General features: G+C 48.3%; 19 protein-coding genes and 1 riboswitch. Of the genes, 7 read left to right on the forward strand and 12 right to left on the reverse strand.

From position 1 onward, the window contains the following. Positions 1-290: 290 nt before the first annotated feature. A riboswitch (cyclic di-AMP (ydaO/yuaA leader) is annotated at positions 291-429 on the forward strand. A gap of 3 nt (positions 430-432) precedes the next feature. After that, positions 433-900 carry a C40 family peptidase gene (locus tag G9U52_RS19370; RefSeq protein ID WP_166152301.1) on the forward strand — a complete coding sequence of 156 codons (468 nt, stop codon included), beginning with the start codon at positions 433-435 and terminating at the stop codon, positions 898-900. Between the two features lie 256 nt (positions 901-1156). Then, positions 1157-1315 carry a hypothetical protein gene (locus tag G9U52_RS19375; protein ID WP_166152302.1) on the forward strand — a complete coding sequence of 53 codons (159 nt, stop codon included), beginning with the start codon at positions 1157-1159 and terminating at the stop codon, positions 1313-1315. Positions 1316-1324: 9 nt separating this feature from the next. On the opposite strand, the gene G9U52_RS19380 is transcribed toward G9U52_RS19375, so the two are convergent. Continuing rightward, positions 1325-2161: a sulfurtransferase gene (locus tag G9U52_RS19380; protein ID WP_166152551.1), complete on the reverse strand. Its 837-nt coding sequence runs from the start codon at positions 2159-2161 to the stop codon at positions 1325-1327. Positions 2162-2319: 158 nt separating this feature from the next. Here G9U52_RS19380 and G9U52_RS19385 point away from each other — a divergent pair, with 158 nt between their 5' ends. Beyond that, complete coding sequence (locus G9U52_RS19385; protein ID WP_166152303.1) at positions 2320-2829, forward strand: GNAT family N-acetyltransferase; 510 nt, start codon at positions 2320-2322, stop codon at positions 2827-2829. Here G9U52_RS19385 and G9U52_RS19390 read toward each other — a convergent pair. Together G9U52_RS19390 and G9U52_RS19395 are read right to left on the reverse strand one after the other, a co-directional pair. After that, positions 2774-3079, reverse strand: a complete 306-nt coding sequence (locus tag G9U52_RS19390) for a 4a-hydroxytetrahydrobiopterin dehydratase (RefSeq protein ID WP_166152304.1) — start codon at positions 3077-3079, stop codon at positions 2774-2776. The genes G9U52_RS19385 and G9U52_RS19390 overlap by 56 nt on opposite strands. Before the next feature lie 14 nt (positions 3080-3093). After that, complete coding sequence (locus G9U52_RS19395; RefSeq protein ID WP_166152305.1) at positions 3094-3387, reverse strand: hypothetical protein; 294 nt, start codon at positions 3385-3387, stop codon at positions 3094-3096. Positions 3388-3573: 186 nt separating this feature from the next. Here G9U52_RS19395 and G9U52_RS19400 point away from each other — a divergent pair, with 186 nt between their 5' ends. Both G9U52_RS19400 and G9U52_RS19405 read left to right on the forward strand, forming a co-directional pair. Beyond that, positions 3574-5148, forward strand: coding sequence for an SWIM zinc finger family protein (locus G9U52_RS19400; RefSeq protein WP_243767443.1), 1575 nt, complete (start codon positions 3574-3576; stop codon positions 5146-5148). After that, complete coding sequence (locus G9U52_RS19405) at positions 5145-8171, forward strand: DEAD/DEAH box helicase (RefSeq protein ID WP_166152307.1); 3027 nt, start codon at positions 5145-5147, stop codon at positions 8169-8171. Before G9U52_RS19400 ends, G9U52_RS19405 begins: the two co-directional genes overlap by 4 nt. Before the next feature lie 4 nt (positions 8172-8175). Here the strand turns inward: G9U52_RS19405 and G9U52_RS19410 are convergent, their stop codons facing one another. Beyond that, a complete protein-coding gene (locus G9U52_RS19410; RefSeq protein WP_166152308.1) occupies positions 8176-9354 on the reverse strand; it encodes an EAL domain-containing protein in 1179 nt (392 codons plus the stop codon). A 270-nt stretch (positions 9355-9624) separates the two neighbouring features. Between G9U52_RS19410 and G9U52_RS19415 the strand changes: the two genes are divergently transcribed. Beyond that, a complete protein-coding gene (locus G9U52_RS19415; RefSeq protein WP_166152309.1) occupies positions 9625-12543 on the forward strand; it encodes an ATP-binding protein in 2919 nt (972 codons plus the stop codon). Between the two features lie 95 nt (positions 12544-12638). Here the strand turns inward: G9U52_RS19415 and G9U52_RS19420 are convergent, their stop codons facing one another. The 7 genes from G9U52_RS19420 to G9U52_RS19450 form a co-directional block, all read right to left on the reverse strand. Further along, complete coding sequence (locus G9U52_RS19420) at positions 12639-13499, reverse strand: transglutaminase family protein (RefSeq protein ID WP_166152310.1); 861 nt, start codon at positions 13497-13499, stop codon at positions 12639-12641. Continuing rightward, complete coding sequence (locus tag G9U52_RS19425) at positions 13496-14449, reverse strand: alpha-E domain-containing protein (protein ID WP_166152311.1); 954 nt, start codon at positions 14447-14449, stop codon at positions 13496-13498. The genes G9U52_RS19420 and G9U52_RS19425 overlap by 4 nt, the downstream gene beginning before the upstream one ends. 62 nt (positions 14450-14511) lie before the next feature. After that, the gene (locus G9U52_RS19430) at positions 14512-15969 is read right to left on the reverse strand and encodes a circularly permuted type 2 ATP-grasp protein (protein ID WP_166152552.1); all 1458 of its coding nucleotides are present in this window, start codon (positions 15967-15969) and stop codon (positions 14512-14514) included. A gap of 391 nt (positions 15970-16360) precedes the next feature. Continuing rightward, positions 16361-18571, reverse strand: a complete 2211-nt coding sequence (locus tag G9U52_RS19435) for a methyl-accepting chemotaxis protein (RefSeq protein ID WP_166152312.1) — start codon at positions 18569-18571, stop codon at positions 16361-16363. A 218-nt stretch (positions 18572-18789) separates the two neighbouring features. Beyond that, positions 18790-20388, reverse strand: a complete 1599-nt coding sequence (locus G9U52_RS19440) for a UDP-glucose--hexose-1-phosphate uridylyltransferase (RefSeq protein ID WP_166152313.1) — start codon at positions 20386-20388, stop codon at positions 18790-18792. Between the two features lie 65 nt (positions 20389-20453). After that, positions 20454-21440 (reverse strand): UDP-glucose 4-epimerase GalE, encoded by a 987-nt coding sequence (gene galE, locus G9U52_RS19445; RefSeq protein ID WP_166152314.1) that lies wholly within the window; start codon positions 21438-21440, stop codon positions 20454-20456. Between the two features lie 88 nt (positions 21441-21528). Then, positions 21529-22704: a galactokinase gene (locus G9U52_RS19450; protein ID WP_166152315.1), complete on the reverse strand. Its 1176-nt coding sequence runs from the start codon at positions 22702-22704 to the stop codon at positions 21529-21531. 198 nt (positions 22705-22902) lie between these two features. On the opposite strand from G9U52_RS19450, the gene G9U52_RS19455 reads away from it, so the two are divergent. Further along, positions 22903-23817, forward strand: a complete 915-nt coding sequence (locus G9U52_RS19455; protein WP_166152316.1) for an AraC family transcriptional regulator — start codon at positions 22903-22905, stop codon at positions 23815-23817. A 20-nt stretch (positions 23818-23837) separates the two neighbouring features. Here G9U52_RS19455 and G9U52_RS19460 read toward each other — a convergent pair whose 3' ends face one another. Beyond that, positions 23838-25919 carry a sensor histidine kinase gene (locus tag G9U52_RS19460; protein ID WP_207953079.1) on the reverse strand — a complete coding sequence of 694 codons (2082 nt, stop codon included), beginning with the start codon at positions 25917-25919 and terminating at the stop codon, positions 23838-23840. Positions 25920-25930 lie beyond the last annotated feature (11 nt).

The following is a 25930-nucleotide window of genomic DNA, read 5'->3' on the forward strand; positions in this document are numbered from 1 at the left end:
AGCCCAAACCGTGTACAGTCACTTAAGTCCTAATATACTTGAAAATCAGCATTTTTCATGGTACTTTTGTCGACATTCAAACGATGTAATTAGAAAAAATGTTATCAATATCTCTAATATTGTATTTTTGGCATAAAAAAAAGCCTTCCAATAAACCAAAAAGCCTTGCTGAATAAGCATTTATGATAGTTTATAAAAAGTTTCACGTTTCGACCTTAAATTATGAACATTCTGTGACTAAAGGAGGATATTCAAGATTATGTGCGAATTGTTATAAAAGCAATAAAAAAACTAAGATATTGCCGAATTTCCGAAGTAATTCGGAGAACGGGGGATCCATCCTGGGTGAATTGATCTCGTAACAAAGTGATCATAGGGAACCTTCAACCGAACCCTCAGCTAACCTCGTAGGCACCGGAAGGGGAAAATTTTTTGAAAAAGTTTTTTGGTATCGCTTTATCTCTAGCACTGTTTTGCAGTGTGCATGTAGGCAGCGCGTTTGCCGAAACTCCCTTGAGCCAAGCAGTCAACGACGGTGTAGGGGCGCCTTACAAGTATTCCGGTACCACAAAGAACGGCTTTGATTGCTCCGGTTACACAGCTTTCGTTTTTGCAAAGTTTGATATCAACCTGCCGCACCAGTCCAAAGGTCAAGCAGAACTTGGTACCAAAGTTGAAAAAGACGAGTTGCGTCCTGGCGATCTCGTATTCTTTAAAACAGATGGCGTAGGAATTTCTCACGTAGGCGTCTATGTTGGGGATGGCAAGTTTTATCATTCCGCAACAAACAAAGGCGTCGTTGTCAACATGCTTAGTGAAAATTACTATGCAAAGTACTATGTTACGGCCAAACGTATTTTATCTGACGACCAGTACGAAGCTATGATGTCAGATAATTAATAGAGCACCGTCGAAGAAACCTAACTTTCTAAGACAACTCTTCTACTGTTGACGTGAACTTTTTTTTATTGGAGCCCTCAGTGTTTGCTTCCTTTACGCCCGCAAAGCGTCGGACAAACCTGAAGGGCTTTCTTCTTTTTATTACCCATTGATAAAAGGGCTGAATCAAATATTGTGTGAATAATTAGATTATTCTCACAATTTTAATTCATACCCCTAAACGGCAATTATATATGATTAAAAGAGGTTGATCGGCATGTTCTTATTTATTCATCGGAAGGATCTTCGCCTAGACGATATGCATGCCTTTGATTATATACATGCTTTGCAGCAGCCCCGCCTGCACGTGATTATTCTCGAACTAAAGGATGTCGAACCCGGCGCGCTTATTAACCTTACAAGCGTTGCCTACTGACACTCCGTGCTATTCGCTTCCTACAGCTACGGGGTTGCCCTTATAGCTAATCCAATCGCTCCACGAGCCTGAATAAAGCCGCACCTTAGTAAATCCGGCCTCCATAAGTGCCAGTACATTAGGGCAGGCTGTTACACCCGAGCCACAATAAACAATCAGCTCTTCTGCATCTGCAAGGTCGGCAAACCGTTCCTTTTGCGCCTCCCCATCCTTCCACTTGCCCTGCTCATCTAGGCTTTGCTTCCAGAAATATGACTTCGCTCCCGGGATATGGCCGGCCACACGGTCAATGGGCTCTTCAACGCCTAAGTACCTGAGCTCTTCCCGGGAATCGACTAGCACCGTGCCAGGACGCCCTAAGCTCCCCTTAAGCTCCTCCATACCAACCAGCATCTCCTCTTGGGGAATCGCGTTAAATAGAGTAGCATTCGCAACCGGAGGCTCATCCGTTGTCGGATACCCAGCTTGCTTCCACTTTGCGTAACCGCCATCTAACACATAAGCCTTTGTATGCCCCAAATAGTGCAGCATCCACCATAAGCGCGAAGCCATAGCCCCACCTTGGTCATCATAAGCGATCACCGTAGATGCATGATTAATACCGGATGCGCCTAACCTGGCGGCAAATAACTCCCAGTTAGGAAGCGGATGCCTACCCCCATGCTCGGTGATGAGTGCAGATAAATCCTGCTCCAAATCTAAGTACACAGCCCCGGGAATGTGGTCAGCCATATAAGCCCTACGCCCCGCTTCCGGTTGGCCGAGTGTAAAGCGACAATCGACAATAACGATATGCTCATCTGTTCCATGCTCGAATAACCAATCCTGAGTAACCACGTGCAGCATGCTTAACACTTCCTTCAGCAAGTTGTATTTACCTAATATTACCATTATACAGCAACACACCTATTCATCAATAGCTTTGGGCAAGTCGACAACCCTAACCAATACGAGTAAAATAAAAGGATAGCTATTCGGAAAATCCATGAAAGGGGCTTGCCCTTATGCTAGCACCGTCTGCCTCTGTATTCCATGTCGTTCCTTTAACTGAAGCGCATTGCCAAGATATTTGCACTTGGTCTTATCCCACGCCCTACGATATTTATAACTGGCATCCTTGGGAGATTATGCTGGCTGGGCAAGATGAATTTGCTGATGAGCGGCTGCGCGACGAACAATACCGTGCGGTTGTTAATGAAGAGGGGGGACTATGGGGCTTTGCCCAATTGTTCCCTATTGCTGGAGTGACCCGCATCGGGCTCGGCATGCGTCCAGATTTATGCGGCCAAGGCCACGGGGTTGCCTTTGTACGAGCTATTGCCGCAGAAGCGAAGCGTAGCAAGCCCTCCAACGAGATTGATTTGGAGGTACTCGCTTGGAATATACGCGCTTACCGCACTTACCAGCAGGCAGGATTCGTGCAAACCGATACCTATACGAAGAAAACACCTACCGGTCTTACGACCTTCTATTGTATGGTTTGGAAGCCTCATCGAAACACGCCGCCGCTATAAAATCCAGCTCCGTCAATCCACCTGCATGCCAGGAGGTAAGCCGGAGCGTTACCATTTTATAATCAATCGCGATCATGGGGTGATGGTCTAGCTCTTCTTCAGCGATGCGGCCCACCTCCTGGACAAAGGCGATGCCATCGAGAAATTGGGCGAACCGGTATTTCTTCACGATCCATTTGCCCTCCTCGCGCGTCCATCCTGCCCTTTGCTCCAACTGCTCGATCAGGGCCTCCTCCGACAGCTTGGCCATTCATTCCCACCCCTTTACACTAAGTAAACAATATGAATGAGCGTTTCTTCGTGGTGGATGACAATCACATGCTTCTCTTTATCATGGCTGATGGCACAATTGCCAATCACCATTCTCGAATTGCTGCCAAGTCCATAAAATAAGTCATCAGCCATCGTTTGGGTACATTCCCGACGCTCTTCAAGCTCCAATTCGTTCCATTCCTCAGCAGTCATCTCCAAAAAAGTACAGCACTCGTCGATGCTCATCAACGCCTCTGTGAAATCATGAATAATATCCTCGTATTCGCGCCCGAATTTAATGCCCATCCTTGTCACTCCTCCGGTTGGAAATTGCATGAAAACCCTTACTAAGCATTTTAACCCGAAAAAAGCTCTCTATGCAACTGGGCGAAATAAGCATTCCATTTCAAAATCTGTTACACTATAAGGATAGACAAAAAGTTCGGAGGCGGAACGTTTCTCATGTTGAAGCTGCAAATCCCAAAAAACCGAATGAATTATTTAATTGAACGGATGCAGCATGACTTTGAAGTGCCAGTATTGGAGCGGGGATGGGAATTTGTCCACAAGGGACGTGTCAAGGACATCCAGCTTATGCATGGGATCGAAATCCATGCTCAGGTACATGGTGCACAGATCTACAAAGTCATTCTGGACCTGGAACAATTTACAAAGAGCTCCTGCTCTTGCACAAAGAGTAAGTCCTGCCGCCATATGGCTGCGGTTATTTTCACACTCTACGCACCTTACGCAAGACCGGAAATATTGCTGCAGCAATTGAAGCAGGCCATTCTGGTTAAGGGGCGCCAGCAGCAAACGAGGGCAGCTACCGGAACGCTTAAAGCAGAGAAAAAAGCCGAACGGCTCGAAGCCCCGCTAGCCAGCCAGCCTCCGAGCCAATGGCAGCGTTTCTTTGACCAGCAATTTTATGGATATTCTCTTTCCCAGCAGCACTCTATAGAGTTGTTCTACCATGCCACTCAAGACTCGTTAGTTCCTCTGGCCAACGCCTGGGAGAATTCAGTACGCAGGTTATTTGAGCTACATGTGCTTTTATTTGTGATGCGTAAGGTTGAGCAGTTCCTGGTCGACTCCAAGTCCTCCTACCTTTCCTTGTACATTGAATCCGGCAGCAAGGTTGTAGCCAAGCTATGTCAGGAACAGATGGATCTGTTGATGCCGAAGCTGGATTGTAAGCGTCTGGCGGACCATCATTCAGCCGCGCTGGATCAAACCCTCTCGCTTCTTGGCGAAATGGCGCTAGGCGGCAGCGACTCCCCGATGCAATGGCTTGGCGTATACCGCAGCTTCTGGTGGCGGCTGGCCGAGCAGCCCAAACGGCTGGCTAAGGAACAGAAGCGCCTAGAGCTACTTGCTGCCAAGTCCACGCCGCTAACACGCAAGCGGGATGTGTTACTGATGGCGCTTGCGCATTTTCAAGTGATGGAGCGGCAGGACTCCGCAGCGAGAACCTTGCTGGAGCAGCTTAGCAAACGGGAAGCACGTGATTTTTTCTTGTATTTGCACCGTTTCTACGAGGCGCAGCAATGGGATCGCATGCTTTCATGGCTCAGGTGGCTGCTGCCAACCATGCAGCGTGCACAACAAGAAGAGCTGAGGATGTTTTGTACGTATTGGATGGAAGCCGTTAGCCTCCAGCCCGATGACAGCGAATGGGTCGATGTCATGATCAGCCTGCTGCCCCGTACTTATTATTTTTACACGTCTTATTTAATGAAATCGGAGCGCTTCAAGTCTTGGGTCGATCTGCAAATCGCCAATCGCGTCCCTCCGATTGACCTGTACTCGGCAGACCTAAAGCTGGTGGAGGCCAAGGATCCCTCCTTGCTGCTGCCCATCTACCACCAGGCGGTAGAACGCTGTATCGCCGAGAAGAACCGCACCGCCTACTTGATGGCCGTGAAGTATTTGAAAAAGCTTCAAGCCTACTATAAAAAGCTGGATAAGCCCGATACCTGGGATGAATTTATTTATCGCCTGGCAACGCGATATTCCCGTCTGCGCGCGCTGCAAGAGGAACTACGGAAAGGAAAGTGGATTCCATGATTGATGCATCTGCGATAACCGTTCAAACCCGCTGGATGGCTCCGGGCTGCTTTTTCTTATACGGTTCGCGCCCTAATGGCGGGGCAATTGATGCCTCTGACTTGAAGAACCTTTTATTCGCTTGGCATCAGCCTTCTTTCTATGGCACTTTTATTGAGGTCACCGAGTTCAATAATATCGAGGGCTTACAGCTGCCAGCGCTTGCCGCTTTGGATTACTTTTGCACCCCAAGCTTCGTCCTGCATATGAAGCTCGATTGGAGCCGCGAGCTCCTGGAGCTGATGCGCTTGGCGCCCCATGTGAAGGAGGCGCTGGTGCAAGGCCGCTGCATGCCCGACTTCCGCAAATGGAAGGCAGGCGAGCTCAGCTGGAGGCTGGCTCTGCCCGATAGCGTCGCTGCTGATGCGTTAACGCCGCTCGCCGAGCAATGGATCGACCAGCTCATACCCGAATGGGGTATGGAGGACGGCGCTTTGCGCCAAAGTATTATGCTTCTTGAGAAGAAATACCCGCTCATGCTGAGGGGCAAGCTCCCCACCGACCTGTGGATGGACGAAGAGGATTGGCTTTTCTCGATTGGCTGGCAAACCGATGGCACCCCTTTCCGCACCTGCCTGCAGTTAAGCGAGCCGCCGCATGGGCAGGGCCATTGGCCGATTAGCGTTATTTTACAGGATCGCTCCAATAAGGACGTGCTGCATGAGGTCGATGTATTCGCATTGGCTGAGCTGGACGATTCCTTCTACAGCGACCATGAAGGTAACCATGAAGGCGCCCATAACCACGAAGCTTTACCTAGTGGTGATAGCATGATGAATCTCACCCTCGATGCCGAAAGCTATTTTCCACTATCCCCAGCACTATCCAGGCTGCCGGATGCCTGGCGCCCCCACCTGCAACGGGCGTCCAGAGACCTGGCCAAATGGCGGCGCATAGTCCCCTCACTTCAGCAGCAGGATCAAGACGCTGCTGCTATACGCACCGAGCTTTCCCATGACGAAGCCTGGGAGCTGCTCACCCAAGGCAGCCTGCGCTTGATGGAAGCGGGCTACTCGGTTTTCTTGCCTGCTTGGTGGGAACGGATCCGCCGCTGGCGCCCGCGACTTAAAGCGAAGATCAAATCATCCGTCGGCACCGCACCGCAAGCGATGTTCGGCTTGCAACAGCTGATGCAGTTCGACTGGAAGATCGCGCTTGGCGACATCGAGCTAACGGAAGAGGAATTCCGTGCCTTGGTGGCAGAAAAGCGCAAGCTTGTGCAAATACGTGGCCAATGGGTTCAATTGGACCCGGCCCATCTTGCCCAGCTTGAGCAAGTGATGAAGCAGGTACAGAAGAAGCAGGGCCTCACACTGAGGGATGTGCTGGAGCTGCATTTGCTCGGCTCCTCTGCAGGCGAGGAGGAGCTGGGGCTGCACCGTTCCCTGCAGATGGAGGTCGAGCTGAACGAGCAACTGGAGGAAATGGCCGCATTGCTTAATCATACCAAGCGGCCTCCGAGTATTGAACCTCCTGACACCTTTCAAGGAACCTTGCGCCCTTATCAGGTTGAAGGCATCTCCTGGCTCTTATTCCTGCGCCAGATGGGCCTTGGGGGCTGTCTGGCCGATGATATGGGGCTAGGCAAAACGATCCAAATGATTACCTATCTGCTGCACATCCGCGAAATGGATAATAAGGCGGCGCTAGCTGGAGACAGCCCCAGCAATCTGGCAATAAACCGGATCCCTTCCCTGCTGATCTGCCCAACCTCTGTACTCGGCAATTGGCAAAAGGAGCTAAAGCGATTTGCACCGCAGCTAAAGGTCCATCTGCACTACGGCCCGGCACGGGCCAAGGGCGAATTCTTCAAAGAGACCTGCCTAGGGCATGACCTTATCTTGACCACCTATACGCTGTCCCATTTGGATGAAACCGAGCTCGCGCAGTTTGAATGGAATTCGATTTGCCTGGATGAAGCACAAAACATTAAAAATGCCTACACTAAGCAAGCCACCTCGATCCGTTCTTTGACAGGGCGCCATCGCATCGCGATGACAGGAACACCTATTGAGAACCGGCTAACGGAGCTATGGTCGATTTTCGACTTTTTAAACCCTGGGTATTTGGGCACCTTGCGCGATTTCTCACAGCGGTATGTCCATGCGATTGAGAAATCGAATGATCCTGTACTGGTATCCAAGGTACAGCAGCTGATCCGCCCATTCTTGTTGCGCAGAGTCAAGAAGGACCCGGCTATCCAGCTTGATTTACCGGATAAGAACGAATATAAAACCTTCGTGTCCCTTACGTCGGAGCAAGGCATTTTATACGAGAATTACATTAAGGATATGTTTGATAGGCTGGATCGCTTGACAGCTATGGAGAGGAGGGGCTTAATTCTTGCGGCTTTGACGAAGCTCAAGCAAATTTGCAACCATCCGTCGCTTATGCTTAAAGAACCTGTAGGCTCACCTTGGGAGCAGCGCTCCAATAAAGTCGAGCGGCTGCTCGAAATGGTACAGGAGCTGCGCCAGGAAGGCGATAAATGCCTAATCTTTACGCAATTTGTAGAAACGGGCCATCTGCTGCAGCGCATCTTGGAGAAAGAGCTCGCCGAGCCCGTTATCTTCCTGCATGGGGGTACACCGAAAATAGCGAGAGACAAGATGATTGCTGAATTTCAAGACGAGGTGCCCGCCGCAGATAAGCAGCCAAGTATTTTCTTACTGTCGCTTAAAGCCGGCGGCACGGGGCTAAACCTCACTGCTGCCAACCACGTATTCCATTTTGACCGCTGGTGGAATCCCGCGGTAGAGAACCAAGCGACCGACCGGGCTTTTCGAATCGGGCAAACCCGTCATGTTCAGGTGCATAAATTCGTCACACTGGGTACCCTGGAGGAACGTATCGATGAAATGATCGAGAAAAAGCAAGAGCTTAGCCAACAAATCGTTGGAAGCGGCGAGCAATGGATTACCGAAATGTCCACTACCGATTTGAAAGAGTTATTTTCCTTGCGCAATGAATGGCTAGAAGGATAACCCCTTAAACATACAGGTCTAGAAATATGTAATGCGAATCACCTACAGGACAAGAGAAGGTTTGCATAAGCCTTGATGTATCCAGATCCATATATTCCTGTGATAACATGCCATCACGTTGTTTGCTCATCCGCAGCATATTGGGTATAAAGTATGGGCGCCAAATCCAGTTCGAGCCTTGGAATTGCGCGTCCCGCTGCCACCCTTCCTCTACATGCCTCGTATAATTCGAAGATACCTGTGAACCATCCTCACGGCAAATATATATCCGTACCACATTCTCGTTTACATCACACAGAAGGCTTCCGATCATAGCGTCTGCATCTTCGGCTGACGAGATCAACACCTCCGAATCCACCAGGATGTTGAGGCTTTCCTGAACGGCAAATAGATCCCTATAACGGGTAACCTCATTTTCGGTATAGATCCGTATTTCTTCCTTCAGCATGGGCGAGTAGTTCTCTACGTGCTGAAATTCCGCCTTGGCTTCCGAGAACAGAAACCCTTGTACATACCTTGCCCCTGTTTTCAAGGAATGGCACAGATCCTGCTTCGTCTCTACACCTTCGATTAATAAGGAGGAACCCATTTGTGCAGATAAAATGGAAAACGAATTTAAGAGGGCTTTGTAACCATCATGGAGACTGCTTTTTTTTAATAGCTTCAAATCAATTTTTAAAATATTCGGTTTAATGGAGGCAATCCTGTCATAGTTGCTGTACCCGCTGCCGATATCATCAATGGCAATGAGGCAGCCCTTCTGCCGATATACATCAACAATAGCCGAGAGCTCGTCCAGCTTCCCATGAAACTCTTCTTCAGTAATCTCAATCACTACACGCGATGGATCTAAACCATATTTCTCCACCAGCTGCAGGGTTTGAAGTACACCGGTTTCCCGATACTTTCTATAAATCCAAGACGGCTTTAGGTTTAAAAATAACAAGGCCTCCCCCTTGGATCGAGCCAGGTTCGAAATTGCTTTTTCCCTCAGCATCCTGTCGACTTGCAGGTGGCTTTCATCATTAATAGTCGGATCATGGAAGAATGAACCTAGACTGTAGGGTTTCCCATCCTGGATTCGGCGTCCTAGTGCTTCATATCCAATAATTTTTTGAGTTTGCAAGGATAAAATCGGCTGATAATAAGGCTTCAGTTCACGTTCTTCCAGCAAAGGGTTCATCTGTAACAACTCCATTCATCTCCCTACTGCCTGAAAGCGTTAGTTAAGTGATAAGATTCCTGACATGTTCTTTAAAGCTATTGTAAGGCAGAATGTGTAAACAGGCAATTCTTTATTGTTAAATAAACGAATACTCATGTTTTTGTGAAAATACGCAGGATAAGCTCTAACTTTGTCGAATACTTTCGAAATACCATGTGGCTGGTAATTCCTAGGTCACCCTAACTCTATCCCCCTCCAGAAAATACATCACTGATTGGTGGTTTTAGCATGAATTTGACTCGATCTAAAGTTTCCATCATCTACGTCATCATTATTGTCACTCTACTCGCCTTCATCAGCATATCCAGCTACCTCGCCTCAACGAATATGGAGCGGGAGATGAACAGCGTTGTCACTGAAGCGTTCCCGCTGGCTGTTGTTGCCGGAAATCTAATCGAGGATTTAGTCAACCAAGAATCAGGAGTACGCGGCTTCGGGGTAACACGTGATGAGAGATATTTAGAAATCTACGAGCAGGGCAAACTCCAGCTAAGCAAAGACCTTAACACTTTAGCCATGTATCAAAAAAAACATGCTAGCTTGAAAAGCTTAATGGAAGACGATTTACTTCCGCAGATCGAGCGTTTGCAGAATTTTAACAGCACCCAAATCGAGTTGGTGCGCGCCGGGAAAAGCGATGAAGCTTTGGCTCGCTCCAACAGCGGCAAAGTTATGATGGACCGCTTCCGCCAGCTCCATCTTAAGCTGCGTACCGAAATCGATACGATTGCCACGGAAGCCTATGCCGACGCCATGGAGGCCGGCCGCTCTGCCCGTATTATCATTTCAGTTGGCGGTGCCTTGGCCTTGGTCGTTGGGCTATTCTCCGCGATCATATTCAACCGTGCCAACCGAGCAGAAACCTCGCTACGCAAAAGCGAAGAAACGTACCGTTATATGGCAGAAAGCCTTGAAGTGCAAAACGAAGAAATTATCGCCCAACAAGAGGAGCAGGAGCAGACCTTAGAAATGCTCTCCCAGCGGGAATTGGAGCTCGAAGCCATTAGTACGTATCAGGAAAAATTGACGGGCGCCCTTGAGATGTCCGAATTTCTTGCCGCTTCTATTCCAAGCCTGCTTCAATCCCTGAAGCTGGATGCCGCCCTGCTCGTGGTCAAAGAAAGTGCATTGCCCATAGCCCACTCGGAAAGCAGCGAATCCTACCGTATTTTATATGCGACCGGCTACCCACAGGAGCTGCCACCCTCGGTGAAAACCGCGATCTTTGGACCCGCCTTGCGGGTATTTACCGAGAAAGCGCCCATAGAATGCCAGAGGGACCTTTCCGACGCCGAGCGTGGCTTCCACCAAGCGACCGGATCGGCTTTAGACCAATATTATCCATTATTCGACGACAGCCAGAATGTTATCGGCTTTCTGCTGCTATCGGGGTACATCCTTACACGAAACGAAGCCAAGATTCGCTTAGCGCGGGGCTTAGCTAAGCAGTTTGGGCTTGCCTTTCATGCCCAGCTCATGAATGAAGACCGCCGTAACCAGTCGATCCGGCTCTCCCAATTAAACGACCTGCTGCTAAACGAAAAAATCCATATTGAAGGGCAGCGGGATTTAATCGAAAATATTTTGGAATCCACCCATGAAGGCATGGTGCTTGTAGATGCCAAGGGCTTCATCCAATTTGCCAACCATCGCATGCATGATTTCTTGAAGATAGACAAGTTTATAGGGAAAAGCTGGACCGAATTGGGCTTAAAGATTAAACAAACCAATCCCAGCCTAGTCCAAACGCGTTTGAATATAGAAGGATTATTCCAAGGTTCTCTAAACACAACGACAGAACGCTTTGAATTCGCCGATCCTGAGGGGCTGCAGCGCTTTGTAGAGCTGTATGCAACAAAGGTTGGCGGGAAGGAAACCCAGCTCGAGCAAGGTTATCTATTCGTGTTCCGTGACCGCACCGAGGAAGAGAAGGTCGATGTGATGAAAAATGAATTCATCAGTATCGTCTCCCATGAGCTACGCACCCCGCTTGCCAGTGTGTTAGGCTTTGTGGAAATCTTGCTCTACCGCAAGCTGGCGCCAGATAAGCAGGAAAAATATTTACAGACGATATATAAGGAAGCCATTCGCCTCTCCACTCTAATTAATGACTTTCTAGATTTACAACGAATGGAGTCTGGTAAAGAAACCTATCATTTCGCCCCTCTCAATCTCGCAAGCTTAGTGCTGGAGGTTGCCGACCAATGGAAAGGCGAGCAAAGCCACCATATACAACTTCACGCCTCCAACAAGGAAATCTGGGTTCGTGGAGATTCCGACCGCTTTAAACAAATTATTCATAATCTGCTTAGCAATGCTTTCAAATACTCTCCGCAAGCCAATCAAGTAGATGTAACTATCGATATCATCGATGACCAGGTCCAGCTTCGCGTGCAAGACTATGGACTAGGGATACCCGAAGATGCCAAGGATAAGCTATTTACCAAGTTTTATCGGGTTGACAATTCTGACCGGCGGCAAATCGGCGGTACCGGATTAGGCCTCGCTATCGTAAAAGAAATTATTGATGCGCATAACGGCTCCATTACCTTCACTTCGGAAATGGGGGTAGGCACCACCTTTACTGTAGGGCTAGGAATCTACCAGGTTCCTCATGTTGATGGCAGTATTATCATCCTTGAGGATGATGACAACCTGGCCAAGCTCATTCAAGTTGCCCTCTCAACGCTGGATATTCCAATTGTACATTTACGCTCAGCCGAAGAAGGTATACTAGCCCTCCACCGCATACAATCATTGGCACCCCGCTTATGTATCGTGGATATTCATTTGGAAGGGATCAAAAATGGTTGGGATTTTATGGCAGAGCTTTATCAACACTCTGATTTTTGCAACACACCGGTTATTGTGTCGACCGCTTTAGAAGCACCTTTGAACTATCATGAGAAAGATATTGAAAAATATATGCGAAAGCCTTTTTCCATGAAGAAGCTGGTTCAGGTGGTTGAAAATCTTCTTAACAATAAGCAATCCCATACGTCCTACGTTTTCCCTATGCAGGATGAAGCCTTGATCAAAACCTCATTGGAACGAAATGGCATCCAAGTCTCCGGCATTACCCATGACCAGGACGTGATGCTTTTCGAATTAAAATCCAATACTGGTGCTGACAGCAAAAAGCCTTAATCTGATAAACGAAAAGCCCGGAGCTACAGATCAACCGAATCATTTTCTATCCACGTTTATGATCCGGTTGTTCCAAGAGCGTCGGGTTTCTTCATTTAATCCAGCAGGCGCACATCTACGGTGACGTCCAGCTTCTGTTTGGCAGTGCCGCGGTAAACACCCTTCACCGGAACGATATCTTTATAATCCCGTCCATGGCCCAGCTTCACGTAACGCCAGTCCACCTCAGCATTATTGGTCGGGTCAAAGCCTAGCCAGCCCGTGCCTGGCACATGCGCCTCCACCCATGCATGCGAGGCCTGCTCAAAGTCGGTGCTGCCGCCATGAAGGTCACCCACAAAATGATAACCACTTACATAACGTGCCGGCATCCCGATGCTGCGGCATACAGCAATCATCAGATGCGTGTAATCCTGGCAGACGCCCCGGCGAAGGCGAAGCGTATCCCCAACTTGGGTATTCACGTGTGTTGCAGTAGGATCATAAATAAAATCGCTATTAATACCGGACATCAGGTTTTTTGCCCAAACATAGAAGCCTTCCTCACCCAACGGATATTTTACCGAATAAGCATAGAGGTCATCATTAATTTCTGTGTAGACCGTTGGTAGCAAAAATTCGATATAACGATTTTGCAGGTGCTCCCCTTTAAGGAGCTCCAATTGCCCCTTGAAAGGCAACCCAAACTTGGCTATCGAGCTTTGGTCCTGCGTAACTACAATCGCCTTCGTCTTCACAACCATCTCTTTATGAGGCTTGTTGACGGAGAACGAATGGACGCGATTACCAAAATAATCTTCATAGGTAAACAACGAAGCAACAGGCTCCGTGGTAACCTCATGGTGGTAGCAGGATTGGCGGTAATTCGTTCGTGGCGTCAGCCTAAGCTCATTGACACTGTCCATGACCGGCTCCAAGTAGGAATACCTGGTCACATGGCTGATTTCGATCTTCATGCACTTGCCTCCTCGATTTGAAAAAAGGCTACTGCCATCGTTGCACCCAAACCCAGGCAGGAGCTTGTTAGTTTATCCAAGATGTTGGTTACTTGCTCAGGCGTGAAATCCTCGCTATCCAGGCAAGCTAGCTCCGCCTTCATTTTACCTGCTTGGCGGATCGCCTTCTCGTGGGGAAGATGCTGCCCACTTGCATCCAATTGGATGCCCTTTAGGTGTTTTTCCAATTCGGTAAAAGAAAACAGGATCGAACGCGGAAAGCTTTCGCTGATAATCATAAATTCCATAATATGCTGCTCAGACATGCCATCTGCATAAAAGCGGCGGAAGGCCTGGTAGCCACTAACCGATTTCAACACGGCAAGCATGCCGGGGTAAGGGACCGCTTCAGCTTCCGTCAAGGTACCAGTTACCGATTGCAGAATGCGAACCGTGTTCTCCGTCCGCTCCAGCAGCCGTCCACTTTCTACAAAATGCCATTCATTCTGCCGCAGCATCACGGAATGCTCCACACCTTGAAAGGTTGCCATCCGCTCTTTAATCTGCCTGTAGAAGACATGTGGCGATTCCTTCATTATATCATCAACCTGCTTCTCACCCAGCCATAAATAAAAGGAATTCAGCACATCCCACATTTCACTCGGCAGCTTTTCCCGCAGCGTGCGCAAATTATTTCTCGCCTTGCTAACGCAGGAAAATAATGAATTCGCATAGCCCCGATCCAAGGTGATAAACGAAAGCACATCTTTCTCTGTAAATGCCTCAAATTGTTGCTTATAAGCATCACGCGCTCCCAGTGCATCAACGAGTCTCGCCCATTTGTGTTCCTCATCCTGAAAGTCGGCTGTTTGTTGAATATGATAATGGACATCTATTAGTCTTGAATGGTTTTCCGCTCTTTCCACATAACGACCTACCCAGAATAAAGCTTCTGCATTTCGATTGAGCATAGACATCACCCTTCATTAATTTCTTTATTGGTCTAGCTTCTGCAAAAGGCCCTATCACAAGCCTATGACAATACCCAAGTATCCTTACAGCCCCCACCTTGTGACGAGTTAACGACTAACGACCCTTCTTTTAACGCTACTCTAGTAAGGCCACCCGGTATGACATGTGTGCTTTCGCTGCCTACCAAGACGAAGGCGCGTAAATCAATATGACGCGGCGTCATTTTGCCATCAAGCATGACCGGCGCCCGTGAAAGCTGCATCGTCGGTTGGGCAATGTAACGCCCAGGATCGCGCTTGATTTGCTCGGCGAATGCAGCAAGCTCCTGCTCGCTTGCAGAAGGTCCAATCAGCATGCCATAGCCGCCAGAGAGTGACGTTTCCTTCACAACCATTTCATGGAGATGCTCCAGTACATAAGCTCTCTCATCAGGGCGGTCCAGCAAATAGGTAGGAACATTTTTCAAAATTGGTTCCTCGTTTAAGTAATAACGAATCATGTCAGGAACATAGATATAAATGGCTTTGTCATCAGCGATACCGGTTCCCGGTGCATTAGCAATCGCAATATTGCCTGCCCGATAAGCATTCATGATGCCAGCTACGCCAAGAGCCGAATCCGCCTGAAAAGCAAGCGGGTCAAGATAATCATCATCGATCCGGCGATAGAGTACATCGACCTGCTGGAGGCCTTTCATGCTGCGGATATAAATTTTATGGTCAATCGTTACGAGATCCCGGCCTTCCACCAAGTGGATCCCCATTTGTTGGGCAAGGAAGGCATGCTCGTAATAAGCGGAATTAAATTCGCCTGGAGTTAGCAAGGCAATGACCGGCTCTGCCTTGGAGGTAGGCGACAAGCTTCGTAGTGAGGATAGGAAATGATTCAAGCTATGCTCAACATCACGAATCGACGAAGAGAAAGCCAGTTCCGGGAACAGCTGGTTCATCACAGAGCGGCTCTTGTATAAATAAGAAAATCCGGAGGGGGACCGCAGGTTATCCTCCAGAACATAATAGCTGCCATCTGCATTGCGTATTAAATCAATACCTGAAGTAGTAATATATACACCGCCTGGTACATCGACATGCATCATTTCCGGGCGGAAATAACGATTCGTTAAAATCATTTTACGAGGGATCACACCGTCAGCAATAATCTTCTGCTCGTGGTACATATCTTGGAGGAAACAATTTAAGGCTTTTACTCTTTGCAGCAAGCCTTTTTCCAGTACAGCCCATTCATCACTAGGAATAATACGCGGAATCATATCGAAAGGAATCGTCCGCTCAAGCGGATGTGATTGCTCTGGCTGGTATAGTGTAAACGTAATGCCTTCTTCGAGCATGCGACGATCCATCGCTTTCTGCTTGGCAGCCAGCTCATCTTCTTTCAGCCGCGAGAAACATCGATGTGCCTGTGCATAATGTTCCCGGACCACAGAGTCGTCCTGGAACATCTCATCATAAAATGATTCTAAGGGATATGGAGTGTGGTGAGATTGATTGATAATTGTCATAAGATGTCCCGACTTCACAAGTCTTGATAAGACCTGCAAACCCAGTCCCCCCTTCATTTGCTTAATTAATGTTAATTATTGTTACATATTGCGTAATATTAAAAGCTATTTCCGAATGTTAAAGCATTTAATACTGTTTATCATACGCTTTGAGCTATTTTGTGTCAATGTATATGACAGGTATTTAACAAATATTTCTTTAAATTTGACATTACTTCACATGGGATATGCCAAAGCTTTTTAAAACAAGAAACCTCCAAGTTCAATGAAGACAACAAAAAAAAGCAGCATGCTCCTCATCCACAATTTCGGGAAAAGGCAACATGCCGGATAACGAGAATAACCCTCAATCTATAGGCAGTCCATGACTTATTCAAGAACTATTCACAACTCATTTACGACGGCTATCGGTAAGGTGGAACTGGTTAACCAGCTGCTGCAAAAAGTCGGTGATCACCTCTACATGGTTGGATGTATGGCGAACGTTTACGATATCCGCCAATAACTCCTGAACCTTGCCTTCTACTTCCGTCGAAATTTTACGGTTTTCCATACTGACCTCGGCAATTTGCTCCATCAGCCCAACAACTTCTTCAACCACCTGCGTTTTTTGCATATCCTCCGCATTGGCTCCGCTCAAAATCATGGAAGCAGCCGCTACAAGCTGCGTGCCTTCTTCGACGACCTGCGTACCTTCTTCCATAGAGGCGAAAGCATCCTTGGCATTCTTATAGATCAGCTGGACGGTTTCGTTAATTTCCTCCGTTGACCTGCGCGTCCGGTCTGCCAGCTTGCGAATCTCTCCCGCTACAACGGCAAACCCTTTGCCATGCTCCCCGACACGGGCCGCTTCAATAGAAGCATTCAGCGACAGCAAATTGGTTTGGCTGGAAATTTCCTCAATAACCTGCAGCACACTGCGGATTTGCTGTGTTGTTTCCATAAATGTAACAATCGTCCGATTCGTGTCGGCTACTTTCGCAGAAATCTGTCCCATCTTCTCGCCAATACGTTCCACTTCCGTATGAGCAACCGCAATATGCTCAGAAGCCTTCAACTCCAATGCTTGCAATGTCCCCTGCATATCCCCGACGACATCCTTGGCAATATCAATATCCTTCAATTGCCTGCGGATACTCCGAATCATATCATGGATAATCTCGCTCATCCGTTCCGTGGATCCTTCCGTGCTCACCGTCGATTGATGCAGCACCTTCTGGTTCGAGAGCACATCAGAGGCCGCCCTTTTCACCTGCAGCATGATGCCTTCCAGCGAATCGATCATGTTATTAATCCACATCGCCAATTCCTTTGTCTCATCATGGCCGAATTGGTTGTGGTCAATCCTTTGTGTCAGGTCGCCTTTTCCTTCGGCATTGATCCGGATAAATTGGCTAATTTTTTGCAAATTTTCAACTACCGGCATTGCAGCTTTCCTGTGAAGCGTTGCAACGACCCATAGACCAAAAAGCAAATTCATGAAACCAATGATTAACGAAACCATAAGCGGCGACACGCCCCCTATTAGAAGGTATATCAATAGCGCAGTTACAAGCGCAAATCCCCCAATCAACGGCATCTGCACCCGCGCAATCTTCCAGCCTATACTGCGAATACGGTACACTTCTTCCAAATCGCCTTCACACATCATCCCCCATACATCCGGGCAATGCGGCAGTTGGAACGTGACGCCTTTACCAATAACTGAAATGTGCCGATAATCGGAATAACCTGGAAATTCCACGAATAGATTACTTCCGTTAGCAATCGTATTGGCCACTCCCGGATGCAGCTTGCCGGTTGCAGGATCGGTAAACATAATTTCCAGCTCCGTATGCTCCTTGATGGATACCGTACCCCAATCCGTCGTTACGCCATCTTTCAGGTTCTCTCCATGGGTAAATGTCCGATCCTCGAAGCGACTGCGCGACAGCGCTATACCCGGTTCAATTTGCTTATTCAAGCCCGGCCGGGCCATAAATATATAATTATCTCCCGAATCCGGGTAAACATGGCCTGATTCCCGTTGAATCAGGTCGCCAATCACGTCATTGGGTACCCTGCCGCATAACGCACCCTTCCAAACACCCTTTTCCATAATGGGGACGATGTAAAGAAGTGTCATCTTATCATGAAAGGCTGAGGTGCTAGGACCGATAGCCAAGGTCAGCGGGTCGCCAAAAGGTCCATACAAGCACTTACTCCCCTTGCGCGAATAATCCAAGCCTTCCGTAATCAAGGTACCTGCACCGTAACGAACACCCACATGCTTGGAGTAGGAGGAAAAAATAACTGTTGCCTGTTCATCCAGTAAAAAAATCTCGGATAAGTCCATAGCCCTATTACGCGTTGAAGCAAAAAGCTTGTCCATCGATAAGCACCAGGACTCCACGGACTTCGTCCGTTCCTCGGCTATGAGCAGCATTTGATCTGACAACCGTTCCAAATGAGACCAGTACTCGCTTGTCCAGTTTGTCAGCAACTCCTTGCGGGTGTGGGCGATTCCTTCGAAAATATCTTCCACATCTGCTTTCAAACCCCGATTAAGTCGATAGGACCACCAGAGCGGCAGCCCTTTTTTAAACCCTAACCAGTCAAACATAAGCCTCTCCCCCATCTCATAGAGATCTACGTAACTTATAGTGTTAACAACTATAACACAAAGTTTAGCCATATGTGAGACTTTTTTCCTATATAATTCATCAACTAGTTGTTTTTTTATAGAAACCGCCTTCGACATTATCGAAATTGACAGAAAATACGAACAATTAACTATTTATATAAAAAAGCATTCACCCGTAAAGGTAAATGCTTGAAATATTACTGAAAACCTAACATTTTAAGGAAGGTGTGAAAGCCTTTTATCCCTTCTTCATCTCGCTTGAAAACTCCAGCGTCGCGCAGCACATCTGCAAATTTATGGCCAACCGCCACTCGTAAAGCCTGCTCGGCTGCTTCCGCCGAGAGCGACAATCCATGAATTGCTGCCAATTCCTTCATCCAAGCGCTATGCTTAAACAGCAAATGTCCCGGATTAGCCGTAATCTGTGTATCAAAGGCAAGCTCCCCAGTCAGTACCTGGGCAAGCATGCCCAGCTCATCATCAAGCCTTCCGGGCAGTACCGCGAGACCCATGACCTCGATCAAGCCGATATTCTCCTTCTTTACATGATGAAGCTCCTGATGAGGGTGGAAAATACCGTCTGGATGCTCATCGCTTGTCCGGTTATTCCTTAATACCAAATCGAGCTCGTATTCATTTCGTTCATTATTACGTGCGATCGGTGTCACCGTATTATGAGGAATCTGGCTGCCTTCTCGCTCGGTATAAGCAAGAATATCAAGCTCTGGATTGCTATATGCCCCCCATGCATTCAGGATGTTATCAGCGAGCTTTAATAGGAGCTGCTTGTTATGTCCCGATATGCGGATGACCGACATCGGCCATTTCACGATTCCGAGCCGTACATTCGCATAGTCGGGGTGTGTGAAGCTTTGCTCAACCTGCGCTTTTTCCATCGCAAACTGATGCCTGCCCCCTTGAAAATGGTCATGGTTCAGAATGGAGCCACCGACAATCGGCAAATCGGCATTCGAGCCGATAAAATAATGCGGAAATTGGTCGATGAAATCGAACAACCGGTAAAAGGTCGCCTTCGACATCTTCATAGGCCGGTGCTTTTCGTCAAAAATAATGCTGTGCTCGTTATAATACACATAAGGCGAGTATTGGAAATACCAAGGATCGCCATCCAGCTCTAGCGGTATTACCCGCAGGTTTTGGCGGGCAGGATGGTTCAGCCTTCCGGCGTAACCTACATTGTCGATGCAAAGCAGGCATTTCGGGTAGGCGCTCTGCGGTGCAAGTTTGAGCATAGCAATTTCCTTCGGGTCCTTCTCCGGCTTGGAGAGGTTAACCGTGATTTCCAGTTCCCCATATTCGGTCGGCGCTAACCAATATTGGTTCTTGGCGATCCGGTCCAGCCGAATATAGTTGGAATCCACACACTGCTTATAAAAATCAGCCGTGGCCTGCTCTATGCGATCCCGTCTTGCTGTTTTCCAGAAAGTGCTCGCCACCTGCGATGGGCGAGGCATCAGGATGCCCATGATTCGGGCATCCAGCAAATCGCGTTGTGTCGTGGTGTCAGCCTCCAGCACTCCTATACTAGCTGCATAATCCAGCAACGGCTCTAGCAGCTCAACTACACTAGCAGCCCCAGGCGCTTCATCCACCTCACCTGCGTAAGGCTCTGGAATCCGCAATAACTCCAGAAGCTCGTTGCGGGCTGCATAACCATCAAGCGGCTCCAGCAGTTGCTGCCGGACACCAAACAAGAGCAACCGTTCTATCGCAAGCGCTGCTGCCGCTTGTCGTTCCCATTCGCTATTTGGTATTTCGTTCCTTACTTCTGCCATGTTATTTCTCTCCTATCCGATACCTATCCAATACCCTAGCCTACCAGCCTAGCCTTTAATGTTTGTTATAGGCTGTATCCGTTCGGGTGGGTTTGGTGCCAGTTCCATGCGGTTTCCATAATTTGCTCCAGATGGGCATGCCGCGGCTTCCAACCCAGCTCCGCCTTCGTGCGTTCTGAGGAAGCTACCAAGGTGGCCGGATCTCCTGCGCGGCGTGCTTCCATCACAGCAGGGATCGGATGGCCAGTTACTTTGCGGGCGATTTCGATCACTTCCTTAACTGAAAAGCCAGTACCATTGCCCAAATTGTAAATGCTGCTGTCTCCGCCTTTACGCAGCTTTTCCACCGCCAAAATATGAGCATCCGACAGGTCGGTCACATGAATATAATCACGGACGCAGGTTCCATCCGGTGTCGCATAGTCATCGCCAAAGACCGAAATATGCGGGCGTTGGCCGAGCGCCACCTGCAGAATAATCGGGATCAAATGCGATTCCGGTGCATGGTCCTCGCCAATCCGCCCGCTTTCATGGGCGCCTGCCGCATTAAAATAACGCAACGACACGAATTTAATTTGGTGTGCGGTATCAAACCAACGCATCATTTTTTCCATCGCCAGCTTGGTTTCGCCGTAAGCATTGGTTGGCAAGGTGCGGTCGGTTTCAAGAATCGGCACATGCTCGGGCTCCCCATAGGTTGCCGCCGTAGAGGAAAACACGATTTTTTTGACATTATAGGCTGTCATTTTTTCCAATAAGCATAAAGTTCCGTATACATTATTGTGGTAATATTTGGCCGGATTTTGCATGCTTTCGCCGACCAACGAATGCGCTGCGAAATGGATAACCGCTTCAATCTCATTTTCCTGAAATACGGTATCCATAAATGCCCCGTCGCGGATGTCGCCTTCGTACAGCTTGCCGCCCAGCAGCGCTTCCCGATGCCCCTGCTGCAAATTGTCGACTATCACTACCTCTTCGTTACGCGCCAATAGCTCCGCTACTGTATGTGAACCGATATAACCAGCGCCGCCTGTTACTAATATCGCCAAGATGATTCCTCCTTATATATATTGAAATAAGTGCGGTGAATACGTGCAGCTCGCGGCCATGATGCGCCGCTTAGGATTCATCGCAGTTTCAGTCCGTTATTTCTTTAACGCCATCACCGATGGTACATACATAAAAATCGGCAGCCAGGCCGGTTTTGGCTTGGTAATTGGCACCTACTTGGTCGATGAACAGTTGGATGCTGTCTTCATGCACGAGGGAAACCGTACAGCCGCCAAAGCCTGCACCCGTCATCCGTGAGCCCAATACACCTGGAACTTGTAACGCTTCTTCTACCATGGTATCGAGCTCCAGGCCTGTTACTTCATATAAGTCACGCAACGATTCGTGGGAGCCAATCATCAACTGTCCGAACGCCGCCAAGTTGCCTTGTTTCAGAACCTTCATCGACTCAAGCACACGATCAATTTCCTCCACTACATGCTGGGCACGCCTGCGGACGGTTTCGTCAGGGATTAAATGCTTGAATTCATTAAATTGTGCAAGTGTCAGCTGGCCTAGCAGCGTTAATTCAGGGAATTGGCTCTGTAAATCCTTAACCGCCTGCTCACATTGCGAGCGTCTTTCATTATAAGCGGAATCGACAAGCCCGCGTTTTTTGTTTGTATTGCCAATAACGAGCTTATAAGCACCGCTATCAAATGGAACATGCTTATATTCCAGCGTATCGCACATCAGCAGAATCGCATGGTCCTGCTTGCCCATCGCTACAGCGAATTGGTCCATGATGCCACAATTGACGCCCATAAATTCGTTTTCGGATTTTTGTGAAAGCAATGCAATCTTTACCTTGTCGATTGGCTGCTGCTCAAGTGTCAATAACGCAAATGCAGTAACGACCTCAATCGATGCCGAGGAAGAAAGCCCCGAGCCATTCGGAATAGCTCCGCTATACAAAATATCATAGCCACCAACTGCTACTCCCTGCTGCTGGAGCTGCACAATAATTCCTTTCGGATAATTGATCCAATCATCGGATTGATCAAAGGCAATTCCTTGAATGGAAATATGTTTGTGTAACGGGAAATTTGTGGAAGCAAAACCAAGCTGCTGATCCAGACGCTTGCGTACCAGCATCATGGTTCCGAAGGTAAGTGCCGCAGGAAAAACATAACCGCCATTATAATCCGTATGCTCACCAATTAAATTGACACGCCCTGGGGCATGAAAAATACGGATTGATTCTTCATCGCTGCTTCCGAATTTTTCAAGGAATATACGCTTTAATGCTTGTAAATCTGCCATCCTTACACCGCCTCTATCATAATAGGTAATAACTTGCTTCACAGCTGCTTCAGTCATCCTTAGTATAAATCCATGCCAGTACTTTCACTATGGAAGGATGTTAGCACCACATGGATAAATGTTAGATTTTTTATGCCTAAGCTATACCTCCATGGTATACTTTCTTTAATCAAACTGCAAAATTGGAGGCGTTCCCTTATGTCCGACTTCCCTATTTCTAGCCATGAGAGGGCAGATACAGACGCCCCCCCTGCCCTTAACCAAGAAAGCTACTACGTGGTTTCCAATCCCCAGCCCAAGCAGCAGGAGGAGCTGGCTGTATTGTTCACCGGCAGCAGCCAAACAAAGCCCGGGCATAAGCTGGGGCCAAAGGTCGTCGATTATTATTTGCTGCACTATATTCAATCTGGCTGCGGCACCTACACCAGCCAAGGTAAAACTTACCCGCTAAGGGCAGGCGATAGCTTCCTGATCGAGCCCGGCAGGCTGATTAGCTATGCTGCCGATGAGCGCGACCCTTGGCGTTATCGCTGGCTCGCCTTTGAAGGGGGGCAGGCCGCCCGCTTGCTCGAGGCCACAGGCCTGTCTTCACAGCAGCCGATTGTCCATACGAGTGGCAAACGGCATATCCCGGTGATTTACCACCAGATCCAGGCCGCCTTCCAATCCAGGCTGTCCCACGCTGGGCTCAAAGCGGTTGGCTATCTCCATCTGCTGCTGGCCGAATACGCCCAAGCCTTGCAGCCCAAGCAGCACAACGATCCGCAGTTAACAGGCAGCACTGGCGAGCAGCTTGCCCAGCAGGCGCTTCATTATTTATCCACGCAATACGCCGAGCCGATTACAATCGAGCTGATGGCGGAGACGTTTGGCTACAGTCGAGCGTATTTGTCTGCGCTTTTCAAGAAGCATACGGGCCTGACTCCGGCCACATTCCTGCTGCGGCTGCGGATTGATAAAGCACGCTTGCTGCTGCGAGAACGGCAGGAGCTTACAACCCAGCAGATTGCCTCCTCTGTCGGCTTCTTGGACCCGCTGTATTTCTCCAAGCAATTCAAAAGGTTGTATGGGATGCCCCCCACCGAATACAGGGATGCTATGAACCGGCTGTGACTGCTCATTATGGATGATGCTTATTGGATCGGACTGGATGAAACATCGGAATAACGCCCAGCCTCATTGAACGGAAGCTCAAAGTAAATGCTTGCCCCCTTGCCCAAGGTGCTTTCCGCCCAAATCCGCCCACCATGAAACTCGACAATTTCTTTGGCGATCGAGAGCCCTAACCCACTGCCTCCGGCTGCGGAATTGCGTGATTTATCCTTTTTATAAAATCGGTCGAATATAAAAGGCAAATCCTCTGGCGCAATTCCAACACCTGTATCCTGCACCTTCAACTGAATGGAATGCTCATCCGCTTCAAGCCCCAATTGTATGGAGCCCCCTCGTGGCGTGTGCTTAATTGCGTTAAAAACGATATTCGTGAATACTTGATCGATCCGGTTAATGTCGATGATGAGCCGCTGCAAGGATCGCCCATTCTGCTCTGGAAGCAAGGTTATCATGTTGAAATGGATACCAGCGTTATTAACCTCCACTACGTAGCGCTCGCTGAAGCACTCAATAAATTGGTCAACTGTCAGCTCCTGCATCGAAAAGTCAATTTGGCGAGCCTCCAGCTTGGAGAGGTGAAACAAATCGGCTATCAGCCGATTCAAGCCGTTGATCCGGTTCAACACCAGCCGCAAATATTTATCCTGCTGCTCCGGTCCTACAACTACCTTATCGATTAATGCCTCTATGTAACCCTGGATTAAGGTCATAGGCGTCCCCAGGTCATGTGAAATATTGCTTAATAAATGGCGGCGCGACGTTTCGAGACGTTCCAGGTCATCGTTAATTTTTTCCAGGGCATGGTTAGTTTCCTCAAGCTCCGCAGTCCGCTCTTGGATTCGGCTCTCCAAGCCTATGTTCAGGTCCCGAAGCTGCCGGGATAAAATTTCCACGGATGAGAAGGCTTTAAAGGATTTGACGCTAACAATAAAAGAAGCCATAAAAATCGCATAAAACTGCCCTATTGAGGAAACGCCCTGCATATAAATCCATTGGTTATTATTCGCGATATCAATGCCTACTGCAATACCATACACAAGGATACCCATCAAAAGGAATAACGAGCCTTCCTTTTTTGCCAAGCGGGCCTTTATTAGCACTAAGCCCGCATAACCCCAGACAAATGTCGTGATCAATAAGTACACTTGAAGCATCGCAGTAAAAATCCACGGTGGCAGTATCAATGTGGAGAGCGAGCAGGCTGTGAAGCTCCAACCAGCTATATGCACCATGCGCACACTCGTTTGGCCCGGATACAACACTCGGCAAAATATAAATACCGTAGCCATGCTCATATAAAAGCATATATATTCAATCCGCAGACTTGTCAGCCACTCTAGCCTTGGGAATAGCATGAACATCGACCCTTCGCCCACGAGCATCGCGCGTATACCGATTAAGAAACAATATAAACTCAAATATAAGGAGGTTTTTTCCCTGATCCGAATCAAGAATAAGCCCAAGTTATAGCAGCCCATTAACAGAAGGCTGCCGACCAACAGCATGTCCAGCCCCATACGCTTGTCATGGCGGGAGACCATTTCCTCCGCATTACCCAGTATCAGCTCATTGCTGACACCACCAAACTTATGATGGAAGTTGGATACCTGCAGCACAATATCCAGCTTTGCGGCATCCGCCTGGGGGAATAATATTAGCTGGGGCAGCTTAGCCGGGTTAGAGCTGTCCCTGTCCGTACCTACTGTGCCGACATTGGCTACAGGCTTCCCATTAATCCACAGTGCGTAAGCTGTGCGGATCAAAGGCAGTTCTAAGGCAAGCACCCGGGAGGATGGCTGTAATTTCACCTCCAGATGCATGGTTGCATAACCTGTGCCGGACAATAATATCCCGCCCAGCTCCTGCTGTTTCCATACGATTGGAAATTGAATCCATCTGTGGCTGCCTGCCTCCTGCCGGTTTTGGGCAATTTGCGTTGGATCCAGCAGTTGGCTCCAATACAGGTTCCATTCTCCATTTAGTGCAACGACATTTTTGCTATCGAACTCCCACCCTGTTAAATCCTGTACACCTTGAACCGCTTCCCAGCCGTTTATCCGCTGCTGAGGAGAAATTTGTGTAATTGACGCGTAAGCTGTCAATAAAAGGATAG

The sequence above is a fragment of the Paenibacillus agricola genome (assembly GCF_011440305.1).
Lineage (GTDB): Bacteria > Bacillota > Bacilli > Paenibacillales > NBRC-103111 > Paenibacillus_S > Paenibacillus_S agricola.